The organism is Acinetobacter sp. Z1, from assembly GCF_024296945.1.
Taxonomy (GTDB): Bacteria; Pseudomonadota; Gammaproteobacteria; order Pseudomonadales; family Moraxellaceae; genus Acinetobacter; species Acinetobacter beijerinckii.
Map to the genome: position 1 here is coordinate 40,646 of NZ_CP101117.1, position 23,429 is coordinate 64,074.

At 35.4% G+C, this 23,429-nt stretch carries 23 protein-coding genes; 10 read left to right on the forward strand and 13 right to left on the reverse strand.

The genetic code is table 11. The annotated features are described in order from the left end of the window. The first annotated feature begins 71 nt into the window (after window positions 1–71). Together NGC85_RS17130 and NGC85_RS17135 are read left to right on the forward strand one after the other, a co-directional pair. Entirely contained in the window at window positions 72–1,169 is a 1,098-nt protein-coding gene (locus tag NGC85_RS17130) for a hypothetical protein (protein WP_254805685.1), read from the forward strand. Window positions 1,170–1,367: 198 nt separating this feature from the next. Continuing rightward, entirely contained in the window at window positions 1,368–2,348 is a 981-nt protein-coding gene (locus tag NGC85_RS17135; RefSeq protein WP_254805686.1) for a hypothetical protein, read from the forward strand. 409 nt (window positions 2,349–2,757) lie between these two features. On the opposite strand, the gene NGC85_RS17140 is transcribed toward NGC85_RS17135, so the two are convergent. The 5 genes from NGC85_RS17140 to NGC85_RS17160 all read right to left on the reverse strand — a co-directional run bounded on the left by NGC85_RS17140 (window position 2,758) and on the right by NGC85_RS17160 (window position 5,954). Next, window positions 2,758–3,177: a hypothetical protein gene (locus NGC85_RS17140; protein WP_254805687.1), complete on the reverse strand. Its 420-nt coding sequence runs from the start codon at window positions 3,175–3,177 to the stop codon at window positions 2,758–2,760. 516 nt (window positions 3,178–3,693) lie between these two features. Continuing rightward, on the reverse strand, window positions 3,694–3,987 hold the full coding sequence (locus NGC85_RS17145) for a hypothetical protein (RefSeq protein ID WP_120368204.1): 294 nt from the start codon (window positions 3,985–3,987) through the stop codon (window positions 3,694–3,696). A gap of 119 nt (window positions 3,988–4,106) precedes the next feature. Then, complete coding sequence (locus tag NGC85_RS17150) at window positions 4,107–4,418, reverse strand: DUF1456 domain-containing protein (RefSeq protein WP_129264322.1); 312 nt, start codon at window positions 4,416–4,418, stop codon at window positions 4,107–4,109. Window positions 4,419–4,440: 22 nt separating this feature from the next. Next, entirely contained in the window at window positions 4,441–5,259 is an 819-nt protein-coding gene (locus NGC85_RS17155) for a transglycosylase SLT domain-containing protein (protein WP_254805688.1), read from the reverse strand. Between the two features lie 14 nt (window positions 5,260–5,273). After that, entirely contained in the window at window positions 5,274–5,954 is a 681-nt protein-coding gene (locus tag NGC85_RS17160) for a hypothetical protein (RefSeq protein WP_045124708.1), read from the reverse strand. Window positions 5,955–6,301: 347 nt separating this feature from the next. Here NGC85_RS17160 and NGC85_RS17165 point away from each other — a divergent pair, with 347 nt between their 5' ends. The 8 genes from NGC85_RS17165 (at window position 6,302) to NGC85_RS17200 (ending at window position 11,784) form a co-directional block, all read left to right on the forward strand. Then, window positions 6,302–6,817, forward strand: a complete 516-nt coding sequence (locus NGC85_RS17165; protein WP_045124706.1) for a hypothetical protein — start codon at window positions 6,302–6,304, stop codon at window positions 6,815–6,817. 63 nt (window positions 6,818–6,880) lie between these two features. Next, window positions 6,881–7,312 (forward strand): hypothetical protein, encoded by a 432-nt coding sequence (locus NGC85_RS17170; protein ID WP_155394915.1) that lies wholly within the window; start codon window positions 6,881–6,883, stop codon window positions 7,310–7,312. 105 nt (window positions 7,313–7,417) lie between these two features. Beyond that, on the forward strand, window positions 7,418–9,316 hold the full coding sequence (locus tag NGC85_RS17175; RefSeq protein ID WP_045124704.1) for a hypothetical protein: 1,899 nt from the start codon (window positions 7,418–7,420) through the stop codon (window positions 9,314–9,316). A gap of 359 nt (window positions 9,317–9,675) precedes the next feature. Next, complete coding sequence (locus NGC85_RS17180) at window positions 9,676–10,056, forward strand: hypothetical protein (protein WP_045124703.1); 381 nt, start codon at window positions 9,676–9,678, stop codon at window positions 10,054–10,056. Window positions 10,057–10,060: 4 nt separating this feature from the next. Then, entirely contained in the window at window positions 10,061–10,285 is a 225-nt protein-coding gene (locus tag NGC85_RS17185; protein ID WP_044424310.1) for a hypothetical protein, read from the forward strand. A gap of 8 nt (window positions 10,286–10,293) precedes the next feature. Further along, entirely contained in the window at window positions 10,294–10,782 is a 489-nt protein-coding gene (locus NGC85_RS17190; protein ID WP_045124702.1) for a thermonuclease family protein, read from the forward strand. Between the two features lie 29 nt (window positions 10,783–10,811). Then, window positions 10,812–11,261 (forward strand): hypothetical protein, encoded by a 450-nt coding sequence (locus tag NGC85_RS17195; protein WP_151725948.1) that lies wholly within the window; start codon window positions 10,812–10,814, stop codon window positions 11,259–11,261. Window positions 11,262–11,280: 19 nt separating this feature from the next. Continuing rightward, window positions 11,281–11,784: a hypothetical protein gene (locus NGC85_RS17200; RefSeq protein ID WP_052659787.1), complete on the forward strand. Its 504-nt coding sequence runs from the start codon at window positions 11,281–11,283 to the stop codon at window positions 11,782–11,784. Between the two features lie 92 nt (window positions 11,785–11,876). On the opposite strand, the gene NGC85_RS17205 is transcribed toward NGC85_RS17200, so the two are convergent. From NGC85_RS17205 to NGC85_RS17240, 8 genes are all read right to left on the reverse strand, one after another. Beyond that, the gene (locus NGC85_RS17205; protein WP_302885553.1) at window positions 11,877–12,776 is read right to left on the reverse strand and encodes an SMEK domain-containing protein; all 900 of its coding nucleotides are present in this window, start codon (window positions 12,774–12,776) and stop codon (window positions 11,877–11,879) included. Between the two features lie 676 nt (window positions 12,777–13,452). Then, window positions 13,453–16,194, reverse strand: a complete 2,742-nt coding sequence (locus tag NGC85_RS17210) for a type IV secretion system DNA-binding domain-containing protein (protein WP_045124699.1) — start codon at window positions 16,192–16,194, stop codon at window positions 13,453–13,455. Between the two features lie 74 nt (window positions 16,195–16,268). Further along, window positions 16,269–19,535, reverse strand: coding sequence for an ATP-binding protein (locus tag NGC85_RS17215; protein WP_155393321.1), 3,267 nt, complete (start codon window positions 19,533–19,535; stop codon window positions 16,269–16,271). Window positions 19,536–19,547: 12 nt separating this feature from the next. After that, window positions 19,548–20,591, reverse strand: coding sequence for a hypothetical protein (locus tag NGC85_RS17220; protein WP_045124697.1), 1,044 nt, complete (start codon window positions 20,589–20,591; stop codon window positions 19,548–19,550). A gap of 6 nt (window positions 20,592–20,597) precedes the next feature. Continuing rightward, a complete protein-coding gene (locus tag NGC85_RS17225; protein WP_228136285.1) occupies window positions 20,598–21,359 on the reverse strand; it encodes an HNH endonuclease signature motif containing protein in 762 nt (253 codons plus the stop codon). A 60-nt stretch (window positions 21,360–21,419) separates the two neighbouring features. Beyond that, window positions 21,420–21,824, reverse strand: coding sequence for a hypothetical protein (locus NGC85_RS17230; RefSeq protein WP_045124695.1), 405 nt, complete (start codon window positions 21,822–21,824; stop codon window positions 21,420–21,422). A 102-nt stretch (window positions 21,825–21,926) separates the two neighbouring features. After that, window positions 21,927–22,505, reverse strand: coding sequence for a hypothetical protein (locus tag NGC85_RS17235; RefSeq protein ID WP_045124694.1), 579 nt, complete (start codon window positions 22,503–22,505; stop codon window positions 21,927–21,929). A gap of 18 nt (window positions 22,506–22,523) precedes the next feature. Continuing rightward, window positions 22,524–23,426, reverse strand: coding sequence for a hypothetical protein (locus NGC85_RS17240; RefSeq protein WP_254805645.1), 903 nt, complete (start codon window positions 23,424–23,426; stop codon window positions 22,524–22,526). Between the last annotated feature and the right edge of the window lie 3 nt (window positions 23,427–23,429).

Here is a 23,429-nt window from a genome sequence, read left to right on the forward strand (position 1 = left end):
TATTTCTTACTGTTAAGATGATCAACACTAGATTTATAAAATTTGATCACTGTTTTTCATAAGGAAAGGATATGACCACACCAACATCATTTAGTCCAATCAATTATTTGATTGATCTAGATACTGAATATGAAGCTATGAAAAAAGCATTCTATCAGTCCGTTGCTGCCACCAAAGCTATGAATGCAGGGCGTATCAATGGAGCGTTGAGTGAATACGAATGGCATCCAAGTGTTTTTCTTCCTAATTTCTTATGGATAGATCTCATAGAACCATTCATGGCAAGCCTATTGTTAGATAGCAAAGATAAGTTATATACACCCTATTTCTTTAATTTTATCGTTCATTTCACTTGGAGATATAGCAAAAGTATTTATCGTTTTGATGATTATACTTTTGAATGCTTAAGTACAAGCACCGCAGGTAAATTTTTGGATTTTAGGCTGTTACTAAATTTACCAGAGGGTAGTTTATACATAGATTTTGAAAAACCATTAGATTTACAAGGTAAAAAAGTGCATGGTTTTCATGCAATCTTAAATTTTCAAGAAAAGTCATTAAATGAAATCAAAAATAAATCCCCTAATCAACTAATCATACTTTTGAACACGCATAACCCTTTTAGCAAACCATCACTAAAATCCTTAGATCCACTACCAGTAGTTGTTTTTGATATTCATCGTTCAGGAAAAATAAGTCAGCAAATTTCATATATTAATGGCATAAAATATGAAACAAAAGATGAGCTTAACGACCATCTATCTCCATATATCTCTTTATTGACTGCTCTTTGTGCTGATGAAATTGAAATCGATAATTTTTCTAAGAATTCAGTAAAACCTGTTGTTAAGCAGAAGCCATCTTATAAAGACAATGAGAATTTATTTTGGAGTAAAGGGAAAGGAGGAACGTACCACGCTACATCTCCAACAAATCCTAAGAACTGGAGAGTTGGCATAACTTATGGCGTAAATTATAGACAAGCTAGATCAGCACAACAGATTGCAGAACAAAGTAAAGCTAGATTAATTGGTCTTCACTGGACAACACATATTGTTGATTTTGAAATCAGATTAAAACTAATGCCACCAAAACTTTCAAATGAAAATCATATACATGAGCAGTTGGAAGAATTTCTGCAAAACTTTGATTTCGCAGAAAAATTATAGAAATTTCAATTAATATGTTCACAATTTATTTGCTGTATAAAATTTATGAATGACGGATATTGTTAGTTTATGCTAATGTTTGTTATAATCAGCACACTTGTTGTATACATACAGATCTGTGTATTTAATTAAACAGATCAATTAAATCTGAGAAAAATAATTTCGTGAGTCTCATTTCGTTACCTATAAGGAGTCAGCTTGCTGCTCATACATGGGAAACATAAAAATATGCTTGAGGGTATAGGTGGTATGATTTTCAGTGATAAATTCGGAACTGTAGACCCGATAGTTGGCTGCCAGTTACCGAGAATCATCATTTGTTTAAATGAAGATAAACTTAGGCCTGTTATTAGTAATATCTTCTCCCTTACGAGTTATTGCGAAAGTCAATTAAAAGAAAGATACCCGAATTGCATAATAACAGTACTTGCCACCTCCCCGAATGATATTAAAATTTCACCTGATTCAATAGTTGAAAGTTCAATTTTACACGTTGGCTTATTCAACATATTCAATATACAAAATGCACACTACTATACTGAAAATCAAATTACCATTGAAGTAAATGCAGCTATAAAACGCTTCACGCAGCAACCAGTTAATACATTAAACAACAACGTTGATAGCATTGGTCAAAAGCTATCTAAAATGCTTGTGGTATCCACTTCAGTTAATGATTTATGTGAGAACAACCTGTTTAAAGATGGAGAAACCATCAGCTGCTTAGATCTTAAAGGCAATCCACTCGTTTTCAGCTCTACTGGAATGTCGACTGGTATTGAATTAGGATATGCGATATTTAATGCTGATGGTGAGATCCTGAGTGTTTTACATGAAAGTATCACACCAAATAAACTCATAGAATTTTTAACGTGTTTGCATAACATGCAAAACACAGTTGAAAGCCATTACGCTAAATTTATGTCATCTAAAGTTATGTCGTTTCTAAATGGAAAAGGTTCATTTAGCGATTGTGATGATATTGATTACGCAAAAGATGTTTGCAAGGATCTTCTTGCACGCTTTGAAGCTCAGATGAATGAAATCGTACCAAGTAACTATTTTAGTAGTACACATAGCTTAAAGCATTTAATTGATATTCAGTTTGGAAAATCAATTAAATATTCGGTTTTAGATTTCACTTCCGAAATTCAGGATTTCTGTAGACTTAGAGATTAATACAAATATCAATACATTGTCTGGCTTGTGCCAATAATTAGCCTCAACAAGCAAGATTTATAAATTTTTCAAAACGAATCATAATGCAGCAACTTTAGAATTGTAGTTTTGCATTTTTTCCTCTTTGGTATGCTTACCCATAATCGATAATAACCCCAAAGTTTCATGTAAAGTTATTTTCCCATCTGTCATCATACAATAAAGATTCATACTAAAAATCTTTTAAGTCATTGTGTCATCATACAATAAAGATTCATACTAAAAATCTTTTAAGTCATTGATATTAGCGTTATAAAATACAATAAAGATTCATACTATTTTGTTTGTATTTTAATCACCAATTGTTTAAGTTGTTGATTCTTCGTTCTCAATTAGTCCAGTATGATACTCTTTTGATTGGTGTTAGACTTTATTGTATGCTTACACCATCCTTTTTAATATCCTTTATTTTATTATTAAAGTCTGAATATAATTTCATTCTTGAATAGTCTGGATCATTGATTAGGTTATTTAATGTCTCCGCATCAAGTTCCGTAGTTCTCAAATAACGATCAATACATGCTAAATATGCTGTTTTATCAATATTTTCATCAGATGACATTGCATAATAAGTTAAATTTATGGCTTTTTCTTTTTTTTCAACATCATCTTTTGAGATAGAAAACAGGTTCTTACAATTACCAAAAATCGCATAATCAACTTTAAGGCTTAAAGGATTAATATCATATTCTTTATCATTAATAGTATAACCTTTAGAGAGTACAGAGTAATTACTTCTTAAGTGATTGTAATATATTTCTTCTGCTATATCAGATTTAGCCGAATCCATGTCAACACCGAAAGGATTAAAACATCCAGACAACAGTGTAGTAATAATAATTGTCAATTCCAATTTACTAAGCGACAGTTTTTTAAAATATCAATAAGATACATTCAATATTACAAAAAACTGTGCGACAAATTTACTAATCAATGTTGCGACAAGCCCAACAATTTACATTCAACTAAGCGACATAATTTATCCGAATAGCCGTAAAACCTCGGGGTTTAGCCCGAGGATATAAGGCTGCAATCCGCTAGTCCCCCTTGTGGGGATTGGCTAGGATTGCTAAAAACATTTGAATCTAGTAATCCATGTGCTATGATAATTACGTTGTATATTTTTAGTCAGCAGACTGATACAACACGAAAAAAAACAGTTTTCCCCATTGTAATCCGTGCACTCTTTGCAATCCGAAAGGTAGGACTACATTGGAATAAGAAGCAGAGAACTATAGTATCTGTTTCGTGGCAGGACATTGCCATCTAGCAGTAGGAATCCCCGTCCTTTAGGTCGGGTAGGATGTCAAGAACAGGATTTGCCAGTTTCGGGATCATATTGAGGGTATTTACCCAAAAAAATCGTAAAGCTGTTTGTTTCCTCCCATTCATTAATACCGCTATATTCACATCTTTGCCATTTATGCAGTTGGAATGGGTAGTCCTTTGGTTTAGAGCCTTTTCTGACGATAAATACATAACAATTTTCAACAGTCTTTTGTTGTTCAGCAACTTCAAAAGCTTTATCTAAGCTCTCTACAGGCAGAAAAATATCAATGTCATTAGCATTGTTTGACTTGGCTTGTACTTCAAATTCCATAATTAATTTCCTTAATCGCAAAGTAGTTTGGAATGTCGCATAGTTATTTAGAACTCACAATAATATATGATATTGATTTATTTTTATTTAGTTTCACTTGTATATCCTCTAAAAAATATTTAAACAACTTCAGCTTCTCGAATATCCTCAAGTATTCCACGCAGATCAAAAAGATTGATCTCTTTTAATTGTGCTTCATTTTTTATATTCATTAGAATATTCATGAAGCCACAGAACATCATTTTTGGCATCCGTCTAGCAGATGGATCAGAATAATCCTTAGTCCAAGCTTCAATTCTTTGAACATCAATCGTAAGCCCCTGCTCATTAAATAGCTGAATTAATGTATCTGGATCTTCATTCAATTGGGTTAATTCTAGCAAATGTCTAAATATATGATTAAACGTAATTTCTGTAGATTGCGTAGACAATTTTTCTCTCCATGTATATAAATTAATTTGGATTAATTCCATTCAATTCTAGCCACTTTTTCCACTGCATCGAATACTCTATAAGACCCTTGTTTTTAAGAGTTCCATTTCGATATATAGCATTCAATTGAGGTGTCCAAGAATGATATGCAGCTGCCTTTGTCCAGAAATCAGCAGATCCATTAGACTGAAGACGGCTTCTCAATACCCTAGCTGCAAGTGTTGCATTCAGACATCCATCATGACGAGCAAGATTCATATCTATATTACTAAACATGCCCCCTGCTCTAAAATGTTGGGTATTGATCTGAAAATGCCCTAAGTCATTAGAAGCATTTATCTGACCATTCTCCCCTCGTTCTTTACTCTGAATGCCAAGCAATACAAACAAAGGTACTCCCTCGCTACGTGCTGCTTGTATTACACAATTTAAAGTAGCCTTACGACCTGCTTGAGCTTGATATTGATTTGATTGTGTTTGCGCAGGTTGTAGTTGAAAATTAGTATAATTCACCTGTTGTGGTTTTTTACTATTCACCAGATCTACAACCCAATTATTTTCTTCCCTTTTAATATTTTGAGATTCATTTGCTTGTTCACTGGTTGAATTACCAATGTAACTTGTAGATCTATAAGCAGGGCGAGAAACACTCACCTTTTGATTATAAGAGACATTACTTATTGTTGGATTGATATTATGCACTAAAATATGTTTAGGTGCGTTATTTAATTGGTTAGCGTATTGCCCTAGTTGCTCAGAACTTAATTGTGGTACTTTACTAAATACCGAATTTGAAAAAAAGGAAATCAAACATAAACAAATTAATTTTGAATCAGACATACTAACCACCATATTTAGCTTTTTAATTGGATTAGAGTTGGCTTTTTAAACCATTGATGGTTTTTAAACCAATACATAAATAGACTTGAAGTGCGAAAAATATTAAATGTTTGAGCCTGCCAACATTGAAAAGCACATTTCAAAGATAGCAAGAACATACCTGTGCCAAATAAACTCCAACAGATAAAAGCGATAAAGCCATAGAAAATAAAAGTTATAATTGCAGCAGTAAAACAGGCTATAGAAAGCCATTTAAATAATTGCGCTTTTTGATAGTGCTCATTAATTTTCATATTAACAAAACTAGGAGATAATTCTTTTAATATATTTTCCCTTTTTTTATCTCCTATTTTAATAATCAAATTATCAATATTCTGCTTTATTTGTTTTTTATCATCAATACTATATATAACTTCATCAAGAGTACATTCAGGATTATCACAAGTTATATGAAGCTGTATTGAGTTTTTAGGAAGACTAGACTTCTTATTTTCAGCAGCATTGAAATTATTTTTTTCAAAATTGATACAACATTTAAAGCATACTGGACAGATTGGATTCCTGATTTGTTTGAATTGCTTTTTATTAACTTCCAAGCTTTGCTTCAATTGCTTGTAGCCGAGATTGGCCAATAGTCCTTTGAGTGGGACTGTAACGTAGAGGAACTTCACCCCCTTAAATATCTTTCCGAACATACCCTCACCTTAAGAAAAATTTCTTCATGTAGATTTTTAAAATATTGTATTATGTATTTTTAAAAATATAAACTATAATTTTTTTAAAATTCTATTTCTATGGTACAACTACATGGCTATATTCTTACTATTAATAGTTGTTTTTATTCAAATTGTTTTGTTAATAACACCTTTTTTTGTTGCTAAAAAATTTCCTGATTTTCCTCGCTCATGGTTAAGACGGCCATTTTTTATAGTCACTCTGGTATCACTACAAGTTATCTATTTTCAAATCCTTGAGGTTGCAGGCTACTTCACATATCTAAATGAATTACTAATTGCGAACTATCTATAAATTGGTGCTACAAATGAACAGAATGAAAATTTTTCGCTTCTTAAGATATTTCGCCTTGACTGTGCTAATCGGTCTAATCATTTTAGTTTTTTGGATCTCTGTTCTTAAGAGAGCTTATTACATACCAGTCAATGCAATGTACTACCAGTGTGATCAACCTTACATATCGGCTTACCAAACAACAGATGACAACGTACTAACCACGTTGAATAAAAAAGATTACTGTATTGATCTCTCGATTCCTTTTGCAAACAATCTACACAAACGTCAACAATCAACTGATTTTAACTTTCTACTACTGGATTTCGACAAGCTGCAAAAAGTAAGATCAGGAACAACACATACTTTTTTTAAAAATCCTGATCAAAAAAAGTATGATCTTATTCAGAAAAATGCTGGAGTTTTCTATTTGAACTTCTTGGACAATATTGACTTCAGCAAATCCAATCCATCGGATCAAGTGCTGTATGTTCAACCAAAACTAAGCCTCTATGATACTAACCTGAGTACTGTTTTGTTTAAGAAATAATGTAAAATCTATTTTTTATAAAGCTACTTAAAAAAGTAGCTTTTCTTTTATAGTAGATGAGTTATGTCCGAAAAAAAAAGGATTTCAATAAGCAAGCCCCTTTCGCAATACATCTCAAGTTTGTCTCGCAACACGGATAACACAGCGGTGGAAGAAAGCAATGTTGCTTGGTCTAAACATATAAATCGAATGCTAATCGACCACATTTCACTACTGGAAGAACATACCTTATCAGTTTTAAAAAAATTAGATCCTGAAGTACTTCATGCTCTCAAAATGATTACCAAATCTCATTCTGAATCACTATTTCTATATAAATATGGACAAGACATCCATAAATTTATATTTAGTATCTATGTTGATGAGTTTGGTCTTAATGAAATGGATGCAACAATTAAACATGCTTTGATTGAAGATTTCACCAAGCTCAGATTAACAAAAGTAGAGTCATTAGCTTTAATTTCTTATCTGCAACGTGAACAATGTACACAATAATAAAATTGTAAAATGATTACTTAAATTTTTTGATGCTACAATAAAAAGACACCCAAAAGATTTAATAGCTTAGACATCTAGAATGCTAAGATAAGGAGAATAACGGTGAGATTAGACATTTCAGAAGCAGATGCTAAGGATCTGTTTGTTGACTATTTGCGTAGCGAGGGACTGGATGTTTCATTCGACAAACTTGTAACGGATGGAAGTCGTAAGTGGGTAACATGCCTTGAACGTACAGGTAAAAACCGAAATTCAAAATCGGCATGGTATAGATTAAATTTTAACTATGACGTGCCGAGTGTTCTGTATAGCAATTACGATAAAGGCATTGTAAAAAAAGTCTGGCATTTAGACCCAAAACAACTCAAAAAAAAGCAACTCTCGCCTCAAGAACAGAGGCAAGAAGAAAAACGTAGAAAACTAAATACCATTAAAAAGAGACGTAGAGATCGCCACCTAAATACAAGGCAGCGTATTGCTGCAACTTGGTCACGTATTGAGTTTGCAAGAGCAATCCCGATTAAGTCAATAAACGAAATTCCGTATTTAAAAGCAAAGTTAATCACAGATGAAAATCTCAATCTTTTTAATTGCAGAAAGATAGTTCATCAGCCATTATTTGCAAAATCGTTTCACATGCTCGTAGCTAGAACCATTCAAAAAGCTAAAGCAAAAGGAAAGATAATTGACTATGAAAAACCCAAATATTTTACTCATGGATGGTTTCAAAATTATCATCTCAGGAATACATTAATCACGCCTTATTACAATAAAGATTTAAAAATTGTGAATGTGCAAACTATTTCTTCTTTTCCAGATCGAGACAATAAAGGTGCATATAAGTTTTTTAAGGCCAACCTTTCATCTGGCCAGAAAGAAGCTACATTTTGCCCGATCAATCGCCTACCCTCACAGGACGATCAACATTTTGCAATATCAGAGGGATACTCAACAGGTAAAAGCTTCTCACGGATCAGTAAAGATAAACCATGTATTCTCTCAGCCTTTGATAAGAATAATCTCTTATCGGTCGCAGTGGCCATTAAAGAGCGTTTTCCAAATGCGAGCATCTATCAAGTCGCAGATAATGATTTAAAAGAACAATTAACCAAAGGTCAAAATGGAGGAGTAACAAAAGCTTTAGAAGCTGCTAATGCAGTTAATGGCAACGTTTTAATTCCACCAGTAAAAAAAGATGAAGCGAATGAAATATCGGACTGGAATGACTTGGAAATTAAATATGGTACACAGCATTGTTTTGACATACTGAACAACCTTTTACACGAAATATCAGCTTATAAAAAAATTGAAATGACAAAATCAACACCAGATAAACCCAATCTATTAGCTCATCAAATTCATAGCAGAGTACCTGAAATTTCATTGAAGAAAACAACAAATGCCCTTGATCCCTCAGTTTTTACAACATGGTTGATTAATAAATTGGATGAAAAAAAGCACCAACTTGCTTCATCAAATACAACAGATAATTCATTTGAAATTGCAGGTGATCTAGTACGTGCAATGGCTTCAGAGCAAGGTAAAAGCATTATCCCCATGATGCAATATATTTGCACCAAAAACGACTGGCACGACCTAAATAAAGCAATATCAAACCTAAATGATAAATTAGATTTTAAAGCCAATACCGAAAGGGATACCCTTAATAAAGTAAACTTAACACTTCAGACCATGTTTTATGCGGTGAGTGCGGTAGATCAGGATCTAATGAGCAATCAAGCTGAAACCAAGAATAAGGCCGAATTACAACTACAAAATACAATCGAATATATTTCATTTTTACAATTAGAAAGGAAAGAAAAATTGGAACTCTATAACAACTTAAAATTTGCAATTGATGATGCTGTTGCAATAAAAGAACCAGAATGGGCAAAAAAATTAATAAAAATATGCGTCAACTCCATAGATGCTTTTGAAAAAAAGCAAAATATAAAATTAATTGAAAAAGAAAATAAAGAAGAAATTGCAAACTCTCTATAAGAAAATATGGCGCAATTAATGCGCCATATTTAATAAATATCAAGTACCCTTAATTAGGATCTTTCACATCCACTAAGTATAATCTTTTTGAAGCATTCTGACTTCAAAAAATGCCAAAAAGAGACCTATAGTGTCGCCTCACTATGTATAAAGCACAAAAAACGAAAATTACCTTATAGGTGCATTGTGCATATAATCAATAAAAGTTCAAATTATATTTAATATGTACTTTGTACATATTAAATATAATATATTGACTTAATGCTAAGATATAATTATAGTGCGTATATCAGATCAGAAATGACTGATGAACATTGTTTTTAAATTTTTTCAGATTCCAAGAGAACTGAGAGGCACTTATGCGAACTGTACAAATTAGTTTTGTTGGCGACAATGCCAATACGAAATCTGATTTTTTTAATTTTTCCGATAACACATTCACGGTGTTAGAAAAAATATTTGAAAAATTCCTCCCTCTAGTCAATCCGCACAATAACTTCAGCCAAAAGACAAAAAACACTGATGCACCTATAATCGGGATCAGTGATGCATTTTTAATTAAGGCTGCTCTTTCAAAATTGTTGTACATAGATCGAATGCAATTCCAGATTGAAGACAAACTTCAACTGACTGAGCTTTTAATGAAAGTTGATCATATCTTCCACAGATCAATAAATAGCTATTACACGCCAAACATTTTTACAGGCGCATTTACTCTAACAATAGATAAAAGGAAATAAGCTAATGTTAGATAAAAAAGATAAAGCCAAACGCAATTCTAATGACGTGAAATTGCACAGAAATAAACGAAAAGAACGCATAGAAAGCGGTAATCCAGAACTATGGAATATCAAAGATTGTGCTGCAATCCTTTCGACCGACTACTTACGGGCAAAGTATGGATTTATGGCTTGGCAAAAGATTGGTCAGCTTATGAATTATCCACTCCATACAGAACTTAAAAAATAGGAATATCCATGAAAATATTTAGCTTTTCAACTTTAGTTGTGTGTCTCTTAACTACAAATACTTATGCAGATTTTTCTGGAAAGGTATATAGCGTAACTGATGGCGATACGATCACTGTGATTTCAAACAATCAAAAACAGATTGTACGTTTAGAAAATATTGATGCGCCAGAAACTTCTCACCCTAATAGTAGTGTACCGACTCAACCTTATGGCCAAGCTTCACGACAGTTTTTAAACAGTCTGGTTTATGGGAAAGTTGTCTATGTAAAATCAAATAAAATGGATCTGTATAAGCGAAACATTGGCACGGTGTACATAGGTAATCTCAACGTCAATTTAAACCTTGTAGAAAACGGTTTTGCTTGGTATTCAAGAGAATATGGCAATGACCAATCCTATGTTGATGCGGAAAATAGGGCAAAATATCGTAAACTTGGCTTATGGAACGATAAGAATCCTATTTATCCTGCTACATGGCGAAAATACTACCGCTAATCTTCAGTGCATTTCCTGAGAATATTATTATGGAAAAAGGCGAAAAAAAATTATATGTCCACGCAGGCATTCGCATTACCAAATCCAAGAATAAGGTTTTAGTGATATTTACGCTCGATGATAAGGGTAATATCGATAAAGAACTTCATTTTGAAGCCGATGCAGGTGACAAGAATCTTCTTGGTCTAATCTTCGAGGGATACTTTGAAGATGATACAGCCAGACTGAACAGATCCATTACACTACAAAAGGGCAAGTTTGAGGACAAGTCCCTCTTAACTCAATGGATCGCCGAACAGAATACAGCTCTATCTGATGCTAAAAAGACATCCTTAAAACCAGAAGTTATTAAAGACCTGAGTATTCGTTTAGAACCAGAACGAAAGGCATACCAGAATGCTCTTAAACGTGGAGATCTAGAGACAGCTAAATCCATCAAAGATCTTCTAGAATTGATCCTAACCAAGCCGTTGAATTAAAGTATTTAGAGTACCCTTTATGTGTAATGAACATAACTCATTTGATCTTAAAGCTGCTTGTAAAGAGTGCCCTTTCAGAAAAGGCAATGGCTATTTAAGACCTGAACGTATATTGCAGATCATCAATTATATGAAATTTGATGATCAACTTTTCCCATGTCATAAAACTGTTAGTAAAGATGCCAGAGAGCCATACGATGAAGCAATGGAGCAGATCGATGATGAATTAGACTGGATCATCGATGAGGATATAGATCCTATTGAACTGGAGAACATGCGTAAACAGCTTGAGATTAAATACAACATCCCTGAGCTATTAGAAAATGTAAAATTCGCCTTAATGAATAGCGAAAAGATATGTGCAGGATGGATGATTTTAGCGAAAAAGGAAAAAATAATTCTTAATAATTTTCGTATTAGACTTGCCCTAATGAGTGGACAACTTACCCTCGATCAATTCAAAAATGAAGAACTAATTTATGAAAATGAGGCAGAGGCATTATACGCTCACTCGCAAATATAAAACCAGTAATAATCTAAAAAATGGCTATACGGAATAGCCAAAAGATTCATGCTTCAAACCATGAATCTTTCTTTTTTCAAGGCTAATTATTCTTAATTAATATCTGAAAAATCACAATCAATTATAATTTTCTTTAATAAACCTAAATCACCTTTCTCATGTATAAAACAACAAAGACCACTGAAAAAATTATATTCCTCAATTTGAGTTCTAAAAGACAGTCCAAAAAAAGGAAAGTCAAACTTCCATGTTGGTTCATTTTCATAATATGCTATTTTCATAGCCTCTAAGCTTTGTGCAGTTGTTTTGAACATAAAGTATTGGTTTGGTTGCAAACCTGAAACCATATAACTATAAGGGGCAATACAATACTCAAACCATTTATCTTCTTTATAATTAATTGCGTAATTCATTAGTTTATGGATAAACCAACGTTGATCATCATTTAAACCAGAAAGGGTATCTTTCAATAATATGAGACCATTTCGCATATCAACAATTGATACATTATAAGGTTGAGTGAATCCATTAGATTTCATGTAATTACTAATATCTATATTAGGATCTTTAGATGGCAATACTTTTGGTTGGAAAAAACTTTGAGTATTATTGGTAAAATAGTATCTAAACTGATTTTCACAAAAATTATAAATAACATCGAATTTTTCAGGTGGCAACAGGCCAATGTCTTTTGCAATATCCCCTAAATTCTTTACTGATATTGAATAACCTTGTCTTTGAAAATTAATTTTTGGATCATTGGATATTATTAAAAAAGTTATATCCTTATAAGTTTTATCCAATTCATGCTTTTCTAGCATTTCGAGCGTATCCACCATCTTGGATCTACTTCCATCTGCTGTAACCTGAACAGCCTTACCCATAATAGAATCACCAAGATCTATTGCAGGATGGTTATGCTTGACTATATTTAGATTCATTAAACCCAAACCATAAAGGTGATTCAGCAAAGTTGGTAAAATGGTCTCCATTACATGATTATGTCGTCAGACAAAACAGTCGTTAACTAGGGTTAATGCAAAATCAATAAGTTAGTCGTGGTAAATTTGCATAAAGTGACAAAATAGTTGTTTATCAAAGAAGTGTTCCAGTTAATGACTATGACAAAATAATCATTAACTCAACATGCTCTATACTTTTAATATCAGCTACTTACATTATCTGAAAACAACTTTTATGTCATAAGCATAGAATCAGGTAACAACTATTTTGTTTAGTAAATGATTATTTTGTCCGACCACAGATTATCATCGAACAATCCTTGCTGACATTTAAATGTTATTGATGTGCTCAAATTTGCAAATGCAGTACTCAGATGATGACTTTGCTCTGTTCTAGTTAACATGGCATCCCCAAATCAGTTTTAATCTAAATTGTCATCATACAATAAAGATTCATACTAAAAATCTTTTAAGTCATTGATATTAGCGTTATAAAATACAATAAAGATTCATACTATTTTGTTTGTATTTTAATCACCAATTGTTTAAGTTGTTGATTCTTCGTTCTCAATTAGTCCAGTATGATACTCTTTTGATTGGTGTTAGACTTTATTGTATGCTTACATAAATAATTGTAAATATATCAAATTCCCTTTTGTTTAGGCCAAAAAAAGACTGGATCAACCAGTCTTTTTTGCTTTAATCATCATTCATCTTTAAGGTTTTTACTGATTTGAGAAAAGATAATTTCATAATACTTTTCTAAACTTTGTAAAATTTCAACGTCCTGATCTTTAATTTCCTTTTGCATCTGCTGCACTGAAACATCACGACAATTGATAAAGTCTTCCACATATTGATAGCGTTGAATCGCATCTTCCTCACACAGCTCAAGCATAGATTCGTCAACATATCTCGTTAGTGACTTTTGCGTATCTAATGCTGCCTGATCAAGCTGCTGTAGATCCTCTATACTTGGAATGGAGAAATGGGAAATAAAAATATCTGAAGACTTCAAATGCGCCTGCACACGTTGAGCAAACTCATTTGAATACAGCTGCTCCGCATCGATGAAGTTATTACCTTTAACGAACTCCTGAACTTCAGTGACCGTTTGAACTTCGTTTTGGTTTAATTTCAAATAATGATCTATATTTTTCAAAATTTCTTCAGGCCGTAAATCTGCTTGCTGTTGAGTCTGGATCTTGTTGGTCTCATCCAATACAAAAGCAAGTTGTTCATTCTCCACTTTAACTTCAGCGAATAAGTTATCAATTTCATTATCTAGCTCATCATTGAATGAACTATCAGCTACGTCCACCTCATAGAATGGAGACGCAAAATCATTCACGCTACTTGCTTCAAGCATCAGCTGAATTGTTCTGAGTGCAGCATAGAATGACGAACCAACATTACTTTGGTTTTGGTTGAACATTGCCCCGATATTTTCTAAGTCAGATTGAATACCCCGATTCTCAGCTCCTATTGCCTCAATTTTGCCATAGTTCGGACAACTTTGAGCCAAAGTACCAGTTTCAATGAAACTGGCTAATTTCGCAATCTGGTCTTCATATTCGATATGGTCAAAATATGAAAGTTCCTTTTCTATTGATACGAAATCATTTAAGCGGATCTTATTTAATTTTGGTGGTGTTACATACATGGTCTGCATTTGGATCGCAGACAATACGCCACTTTTACCACCATCAATTTTTTTCGCAATAATCATTGTGAATTGCCCCTCTTGCTGAGTGGCCAATGATTTATAAGAAACTGTTGGACGTTTCTCAATTCCTACATTTGTGGACTGTCGGTAATTCGTACCGAATAATTCACTTGTCTCAACATTGTAGCCCTGAATCGTGGCCTGATTGGTATCACTGACAATCCCTTTAACACGGGTATAAGTTTGGCCTTGTTCACCAGAGTTAATACGACCGATAGTTTTTGTATTGGTATTGGCAATAATTGCCTCACCCTCTTTTTCATCTGCACGTAAAATGTCCGAAACGTCTTGTGCGGAAAAGGTCATACTGAAAGATAGGCCACGAGCTTGAGCAGGAATTACCGAAAGACCTGCCACAATTTGGTAGCCGACTTCATCCAGAACAACTTTATAGCAAGTCTTGGAGGCTGTGACTTTCGATTCAATAACATTTCGTACCACACCATCAATCTTGTTACCCAATGCCCCTGCCATCATTTGCTTCAATGATCCGACACAGAGTTTTCCAAGCATTTTGATCGTATCTGGAGCATTTTGTAGAGCAGGTAAAACAATCAGTAAACAACGTCTGTTCAATACCACATCGAACATATCAATTTCTGAGGCCTTATCACCATAGATATGACCAAAGTTAAATGACAGATCACTGATTGCACGGGTAAAACTCATAATTACATAGCCGTGCTGTTCATTGGTTTTTGCATCCTGTTTGTACATTCTGCTTTCATCAAAACCTGCCAAAGAGCCAAGATAGGCACGTAATGGACTTACAGCTGTGATGTATTTTTCACCAAAAATTTTATAATATTTTTCAAAATCCTCTCCGTAGGCCACACGGATAATTAAGTTGAGTTCCTGATATTCAACATAAGTTTTTGGCTGAAGTAGTAACAGGCCACGATCTCGAAGAAATGTCAGAATATTGGTTAATGCAGTCAGGTACATAATTGTACGGCCTTTCCACATATCACCACCAGAACCACCAGAGTCATCCAGTAGGTACACCAACTGTTCACTTAGCATGGCTGCACTGGTGTATGACATCAGGTTAAATGTGTTACTGAGCTTATCTTCTTGCTTCTCAAGCAAGTCACGTCCTGCGGTAATAAAGTTAGTCACCAACATATCGTCTTGACGCATAAAACGAGCAGTCAAATACATTAATTCAGCAACTAGATCCGTTGTACCCTTTGCATCAGAAATGATAAATCCACTATTTTGTAGCAATGGATTGGTCAGGATCATTTTAATCGTTTCAGTCTTACCTGCACCCGTTGTACCAATTAGCAGATCATGGGTTCTTTCATCACTGTCGGTTTTCCACACCTGTTGACCTGTGATGCGGTCAACACCATAGTAATATGTACCATCCCCCCATGCTTTCTCAGGATTTTTCCACAAGGAAACCTTTCTGGCCAGAGCATCAAAAGATCCGTCAGGGATCTTGGCATGTTTAGGCACTCGATATGGCATATTGTGAAACCGTTTTTTAGGTACTAAGTACAAACGGATCATTAGTAAGGCGATTGGCGTTAAAAGAATTAAGAAAAAGGGAAAGAAAATTGTTAATACGGCAAGCGAAGAAATAATTATGGCAAATAACTGAGACCCATCAGATTTCAGCAATGCTTGGTGCATTTTCTGAAATATATCACGGGTATCTACACGTAAATCTTTCGGTTCAAATTGATTTGTAGTTCCATCGTGTCTAGGCGCAACCATCTTTCAACTTTTCCTTTTTCTTATAAAAAAAGAGAACTTCCTAAATTGAATGGAAGTTCTCTGTGAGTACCAACTTAAGCCACACTACGACTATTGATATAGTTATAGGTATTTACAATATCATCAGCCAATTCGTTATAAACCGATTCTACTGCTGCTTGCTGCTGATCAATGCTCATTGAACTACTGGCGAGTTCTAAAGCACGTTCTTCCTTTTTGACCTGAATAATTGATTTAACACCTCTAGGGTGAATCATGGCCAACATATTGATGACTGTATCCAAGTCATAGCGTTTACGAAGTATGCTGCGTACCGCTTGGTCATCTGGATCTGTGGTTAATAACCACAGGCGTTTTGAACCAACCATTGAAGTGAGGAACTGAACAAATTCATTGCCCTGCTTATTGATCACTTTGGATAAATAAGTCATACCTGTTGGACGTAGGCCTACTGCCGTTGTCAAACGACTGACTTGAGCAGGTGTAAGGGATAAGGCCTGAACAATTTCTTTTCGTTCTTCAGGTGAACCCGATGAACAAACAACAAATCTACGAGCAGCTTTCACCAGTAATCCAAAGTCACTGATGTATTGTGAGCTTAAGTAATAGGCAATACCCCATTTACGGGCTTCACGGCTATCTCGTTCTAATTCAGCAAGCATGGTCTGGTCTGACTTAATGTTGTGCATTTCATCAAATACCATATATTTACGGTCAACTTTCAACTCGGCAACCAGTCTTGAATAGTATTCGAGATAGGTATCAGGGATCTCACCACGTTGTAAGTCTTCTTCTGAATAGGCGATACGTTTTTTATAGAACATGCGAATGATCTGGAAGAATAACGAGTTATTCTTTGGATTGTTTTTCACAATCACATCTTGTAGATCCACTGAAGCAATACGGGCATCAGAAATATCGAATTCGGTATAGTTATTGAAGTTTGGATAATCAATTGCCACTTGAGACATGGCACGGGCAATCGCATCCAAGATGTAATCACCATTGCTTAATTTATAGTTGCCATAAATACGTTTAACCGTATCAAACTTAGTCACTGCAATACAGTCAGCGAGAATAGGCATAGCATAGCGGTGAGCCAAGTTTCTAGCACGATAAAGCTTGTTTTTGCGCTGTTGACTAGCCGTATCACGCTCTAAAATCGATTCTGCACGTTGATGACACAGTAAAGCCAGATCATGCAATCTTAATTGCTTACTCACATCAATGTTGATCCGAAGTTCTCTCAATAGAAAATCAAGTTCAGTACTCTGGCCAATTTGATATAGTTTAGGTTGAGCTTGGTCATTATCTGTGGCAAAGAAATCAAATGTTTCTTTCAGGATCAATGAAATTACGTTTGATACTTCCGCTTCTGGTCTATCGAGTTCCGATGGGGTAACAAGTGTCACTAGAAAGGATTTCATTTCTGCGAATTCATTTGACAATGGATGTTGTAAACCAACAGCCGTTTCTAGCGGATTAATAGCATCCCGTTTAGTACGTGAGATCCTGCGATACACACACAGATTTTTTCGAGAAGTATCCAAAGCATTTTGAATACCAAAGACTAGGCCTGATGAGGTCATCCCAACGTCTGTAATAAAAATATACGGAATACGATCTAGGCCTGCTGCAAGAACAGATTCAAATAATTCATTGTTCATCTGCATCGACTTACCCGAACCCATTGAACCAATGATGATCGTGTAGTTATAGGCAAGTTCATCGGAGAAGTGCTCTAACTTCACCATCTTTCCGCAAGGTGTTCTTTGAACCATTGTGCCTTTTTTGAATGGTGATGCAGGACGATCCAATGGAAGTAGGTGTAATGCGTCTGGTAACGGAGCAGCTGCTAGGGGTGCATGATGATTAAAGCCTAAAGGGAAATGAGTAAGATAGGCTTGAACCACATCCCCAGTACGCTCCAGTGGAGCTGCATGACCCCAGTTCTGTAATGCACGCCATAACTTAGATTTGCGAATTTGTAATCGCTCCAACCCTTTTTCAGTCTTTTCATCCCAAGTCATCGCAGAGACCTGTAAACCGACCACTGTACCGCCAAAGTCCGCATAACGCTGTAGGGCATCACCTGCTGACTTTAATTGAGCATTATCTGCACCTTGCCATGCCACAACCGATGCTAAAGCACGTTTAAGGCCAATACTGGCCATACCATCGCCTGAAAGCATGAATGAAACGGCATAAGGAATTGCCCGTACTGATCCATCACTTAATTCAGTTGTCTGCTGATTCATTCGGTCGAAGAAATCAGCAAAAGTTGGCATAATTGATGACATGCCCGAAAAACTTGGGGATGGAGGTACGCTCAATGGAATAGGTGCATAGACCAGATCACCGACTTCTACAGATCCTTTTGGCGCAGTGATGTCACCTGCCTTGTCCTTACTATCCAGTGGTGTAATTGTCTGGATCATCAGCTGATCTGAAATCTTTGGATAAAGCACTTCAGAATAGTCATTAGGACTCGGACGAGATTTCCAACGCAAAGGGATAGGCATTCCAGAATTAGGAATGAATGGCTTATAGTTTGGATCAAAATAGCGAGGGTTCATCATGCGACCAATTGAAGTGATAGCACCACTAACATCCAGTTTTTCTACCACACCTTTAAAGTCAGAATGTTCAAGCTCGTTGATAATACCCTGAACAAAAGTATCATGGATTGCCTTTAGTGCAGGCAATCCGTGCAACAGATTTTGTGCATCTTTCATTGTGCCAATTTCATAACGCTTAGCTAAATCAGCAATACGTTTATGATCGTTTTTAATTTCGGCTGCATCTAGTAATCGAGGATGAGTGATAACGGCAATATAGCTTTGTTCATCATATAGATAAGGTTCATAAATGGCCTTATTTTCATCAATAAATGAGTTCAAGTTCAAACCAAGTGTACTTGCCGTTTTTTTTTGGATCTCGATAATACGATCAATACCTGCATTACCATCGAGATCACGTCTGAAAACCCACATCAACTTATGGCCAACCGTTTTGAATGGGTTTCGCAGGTAGCTATTCAATCGATCAATCTGGCCAAGAAAGATTTCGTTATAATCAATCGTGGATCTGATACCGTCATATCGCAGCAAGGTAACTAAAGCACCATTTTGAAGTACCAAATTGTAGTGACCGTCCACCGTTTCAATTTCACAGTAATCTTCTGCCGATGCCTTAAACATCTTAGCAAGCCACACCAGTACCAGTTCAACTGCTGAAATCGTAGCACTCGGCTTATAAGGTTTAGCAACAGGCGGTTTAGCTTTTGCTTTATTAGTTTTAACAGTACTTCTAGTATCTGTTTTTTGTTTAGCATTTCCCATAATTTAACCTTTTTAAGAGATTGATAACGGTTGAGAAGTAAAAGATCGATTATCAAAGCAAGAAAATATCTTGTTTAAAATAGTCTGGTGGTTCACATCCGAATTTGTATGAAATAGTTGATTAATGTCATTAAGTGCATCCTTTTGATATAAAGCAAAATACAACAATAAGAACGACATAATATTGTTAGATTTCTGTTTAAAATCGAGCACCTTATAATCTTGTTTGGTATCAATATACTGCTTTAGATAAAATGGTGAAGCTAATAAGTCCTGATCCAATAATTTGAAAAATTGCGATTTAAAAGAGTTTGCCTGATAACCTACATGGAAAAAAAGATCACCAGAATCATCAGCCAATTCTGAGGCATGGACAGCAATCTCAATATCCTCAATATTATCTAGACGTTTTGCAAAATCCCCTCTTACTTTTTGATTAAAAAGGAAAGAAAAAATACCTAGATCCACGCCAAGTAGATCATTCGCAATATGGTTTAATTCCTGCATGTGGTCTCTATCAAAAATAGAAAGAGAATTTCGAGTATGATTAATCATATTAAATTTAAAAGACCAACACTCGATTTGATGAATCAATTCAAAAGTCAGTTCTAGCTTGCCAAACATAGAAATTTCTTGGTCAGTACAAATGATTGGTAAAGTTGTATTCATCCCAAGTAAAGCAAGGCGTTTTACTGCTTTGGGCGATAGTTGCTGATCTGTTAGCTTGATGACATTTAACGTAGAAGCTTTAACATCATAGATCTGTCTTTGCTGTTCTTCAGTCAACGTCTCAAACGGTACAAGTAAAGGCAAATCAGTATTTACTAACGAGTCAATGATATAGTTTGAAAATGTCGATAAGAATAATGGCTCATATTGATTCGATAGCTCAAGACTCGACTCATAAAAACTTCCGAATTTTTGATATATGTTATTAAGTTCTGGATTAACTGAAACGTTTAATTGATTTAATTCGTTTAAAAAATCAAACTGTGAAGAATGATTTAAATTTCTAACCGACTTATATAAATAAGGTTGTAAATATTCATCGAACATAAGACCTCACTTACTCAAATTTGCAAGCAATTTTTGCTCATAAATCTGAGTCCATTTATTAGAATTAAACTCATCTAATGATAAGTAATACTGAATTTGATCCTGATTAAAAATATTTTCATTAAATAGTAAAACAAAAGGAAAAAGTGATCCTTGCTTAATCTGTCCACCCTTACCTTTTATTAGCTTAAGCGCATTAATCAGACGTTCTAATCCATCATTTGAGGCAAGCGACTGGCGAATGTAAGCAGCATTAATACGATCATCAATCAATGCCTCTTTAACATCCTTTTCAGCTTCAGGGAATTCGGTAAATATGCTATTTCGCACCTGTTCCAGATCGATATTCGGACGTGAAAATTGCATGGCTAGATTATCAATAAGCGAAGCAAAGAGACCACCAGACTTAAAGTAAACATTAATGGCTTTGTCAGGATGATGAGCCAATACGATCATAAATCTAACAATGTGATTCACCTGAACCTGATCAAGATCATGACAAATACCTAGTGAAGCTGCCTTATCAGAGAGACACCATGACAAATGATGGACTCTATGGCATAGGGTGCAGGCAGGTACTAAATTGGATTCATTGTTATTACTGTGATTTCCGTCAAGATGGTGAATTTCCAGAAACTTTAAATCGTGAAAATCACAGAAATAGCAACGATGATCATGCTTAGCAAAAAAGGGAACAGAAATATTTGAATCAACTACATGCAGGTATTTTTCTGCATCTGAGATTGTATCCATTTGCAAATCTTTCATTCTCATTTCCTTTTCTTAAGGTAATGGGATAATAGAAGTCTATTATCCCATTTACGTCAGTTAGACGTTGCCTGCTGCTGAGTTCGCACCAGAGAAGAAGAAGTATCCTGATCCTGCCAAGACCACACCTACAGCCAATTTACCAATTGCTTTAGGAGCTGTCGCATCACTACCAGGTTTTCCAATTTTGGTAAAATCAAGAATTGCTAAAACAAACAGTACGAATCCAACAAAGATCATTGCTAATTGACCAAATGACATAGCATCATTTAAGCCACCAGTTGCACGGTCTTTAATGTCACCGATTGATTCACCTGCCGCAGCTGCACCACGTTTAGAACCGCCCTCAAGTGCTGTTGTGTCAGCATAAGAAGCAGCTGCCATTCCACACATTGTTAAGAACACCCCTGCTTTTAAATAGGCGTTGCTAGTTGATTGCTGTAAGCTATTGATATTTAAAGACATTTTTCGCCTCACTTTTCCTTTTTAGATTTTTCATAGAAAAATCAAAGATTTAGATTTATCGCCTAAGTGGATCGACCAACTTAGACAGTTATAAAAAAGTTGTTAGGTAAGCCCGATGATTTTGAAAAAATCAAGCCCAAAAATTGTTGCTGCCAAAGCATGAACTTCTTCTATTTTGTATGCGAGCATTCCTCCTATGAGATAGACAAAGCCCTGAGCATTACTTGATTTGCCAATGCCATCACTATTGTCTCTCCAGATAAATAGACCTTTCATTAGTGCCAGTAGTCCAACTAGCTGACACACTCCGATTAGAACCAAAACTGTAAGATTCAGTTCCGCTGTATAAGAATTTCCAACATTTTGTGAATAGTCGTAATAAGTGACCGCAGCAGGTGTCGTATCACTCATAAAACTTCCCATCACATCGACTAATTGGAGATTTAAACCCAATTGCGCCATGATCACTGCAATGATCAACTTTACAAAAACACCCATCGCTGATGGACGGCGTACCTGTGTTAAGTAGCGACTAGCATTGACTGGATCAACTACCCCAACAAAGTCAAAAATCGCTCTTACAAAGATGATGAATCCGAATAAAATACATGCGTAACGAACAACTGTTGTCGTAGCAACGATTAACGTTCCTGAGTTCTGTAATACCTCAACAAATTCCATGCTCCGACTCCTTGATCACTATTTAGTGAACGAAACTTCACCAGATTGTTCATTTACATCAAGTACTCGATAACCTGTTGGCAAGCGATCACCTACAGCATAAGAACTTGTATTCCGTCCATCAGTGAGCCATACACGATTACCCACAGTCGCAATCACTTCCTGATTGGCAGGAATGGCCTTGCCTACTGCAACACCTTTTTTAGTTTCACGTAGCGTTACAACGTTCGCACCCTGATTCGCACGGGTATTTTTGATTAGCAATTGAAGTTGACCGATGGTGATATGCTGACGCTGAACCACATCACGCATACTGTTTAACTGCGCACGTAATTGAGTGTTTTCAGTTTGAGCCTGAATCAGTTCTTGATTTGTCATTGCAGCCTGCTGTTGCATCTGACCTTGTGGACTGTTCGGATTAACAGGTGCAGGTGTATTCGGAACATAGACTGGAGGTAAATTGTTCGCTGCATTGAACTGACTGATTAACTGTTGTCCCTCGTAACTATATGCAGGTACATCTTGACCAGTGCTACTCTTGATCGTCACATCACCAGAAACAGGTTGAGTCTGTTTTGGCATAGTCACAGGAACATCCATCATTTGAGATTCCTGATACGGCGCAGGCATATTCTGGAAACCGCCTGCTGCTGACATATTCGGATCAGCCATCGGTGCGCCATTCGGCACTGTCGGTGCAGCTTGTGGAGCTGCTGCTGTTTCAACTGGAACTTCCTGAGCTACTTGCTTATTACCACCTTTCTTACCCATGAATAAGAAAATGACAAGTAATAGTCCAACTACCACAGCTCCAATAATGATGTATTTCTCTTTATTGGATTTACCAGTTTCAGGGGCGTGTGTAGATGACTCATAAGAATAATCATCAATATCGTGGTCTAAATCTTGATTCTGACTCATATC